Here is a 1,331-nt window from a genome sequence, read left to right on the forward strand (position 1 = left end):
CGCAAGGCTGCCGGGGCCGCGCACGCAGCCCGCGCAGACCAGCGCGGCGCACAGCAGCAGGGCCGGCAAAGACCGCGAAAGCAGACGGCGAGCCCGTGACCGGATGGCGCACGGGTAGGCAAGGGCCGGTCGCATGGCCCGGCATGCTGACGAAAATTTCATGGGCATGGCGAAAATGTCCCCCCGCCGTCCGGACAGGCCGGGGCCTGCCCGGACGGCGGGGGTAAAGCGGAGAGCGCGGTTACTGTATGACCACGCGGCGGTCGGCGAAGTGCAGGATCAGCACCACCAGCAGGATGACGACAAGGATGGCGATGACGAAGCCGAAGCCGTCGCCGCCGTGGGTCAGGTTGTCGATCTTCTTGGCCAGGTCGTGCAGTTCGGCGTCGGACAGCATGGACAGACGCTGTTCCACTTCGGCGGAAGAGTAGCCAAGGGCTTGCAGGCGCTCGGAAACCATCTTGTTTTCCAAGGCCTTCTGCACGGTGCCGATGTCGCTGGAGCGCTGTTCCCCGGCCACGATGCCCGCATTGGGAACGAAGGCGGCTTCCACGCGGGGCACGAAGCTGAGCAGGCCCATGATGGCCACCATGACCATGGCGATGTGACGCAGGGCGCGCCAGTTCAGAAGCATGTACATGTGTTCCTCCTTCTTGGGGGGTCGCCGTCGCCGTCACCCCGGAACCGCACCGTTCCGGGTCCGGCTTGCGCGGCGCGCACACGGCATTCGTGAAATTTTCTAGACTTGCCTAGCAGACTTGCATGGCGATTACAAGACACTGAACAGCACCGAAGTATCAACAATCATTTCGGGATGCGGCACGGGCGCGGCCAAGGCATGGCGCACGTCCCCGCTGGCTTTCCGGTGCGTGCGCACCCGCACGGTACCTGCTGCCGATGCAGTCCCTGCGGCTGCGCCTCACTCCCCCGTTGTCGGCAAGTCCCTCGTCCTTCCCACTTCGCATTGATCACGGCAATCATTCCCCACCCACCGGCCTTACCGTCACGACCGGCATGATTGGCACGATTGATACGATTGGCCGACCGGGACTGCCGCCATGCTCGCACCCCCTCCGGATGGCCGTGCCGCCCCGTTGCGCTCCCCTCGTGACCGCCGTATCCCGTTTCCCCCCGTGTAGGGTGTGCGCCATCGGACCGCATTCCCACCAGCCCCGCACCGGAGGATTTTCCGCCATGCCTGCCGCCCCCCTGGCTCCCCCCGTAGCCGCCGTAACGACCACCACCCGGCGCGACGCCGCCGCGCTGTACGCCGACCTTGCCGCGGACGCCGCCCGGAGCGGCCCTGCCGCCCTGGCCGCCGTGCAGGCGGA

At 67.0% G+C, this 1,331-nt stretch carries 1 protein-coding gene; it reads right to left on the bottom strand.

Annotated features, from left to right (window positions below; all coding sequences use genetic code 11):
* Positions 1-241 precede the first annotated feature (241 nt).
* Positions 242-640, bottom strand: a complete 399-nt coding sequence (locus FVW20_RS15685; protein WP_196610338.1) for a PA2779 family protein — start codon at positions 638-640, stop codon at positions 242-244.
* Between the last annotated feature and the right edge of the window lie 691 nt (positions 641-1,331).

The sequence above is a fragment of the Nitratidesulfovibrio oxamicus genome (assembly GCF_015731765.1).
Taxonomy (GTDB): domain Bacteria; phylum Desulfobacterota; class Desulfovibrionia; order Desulfovibrionales; family Desulfovibrionaceae; genus Cupidesulfovibrio; species Cupidesulfovibrio oxamicus.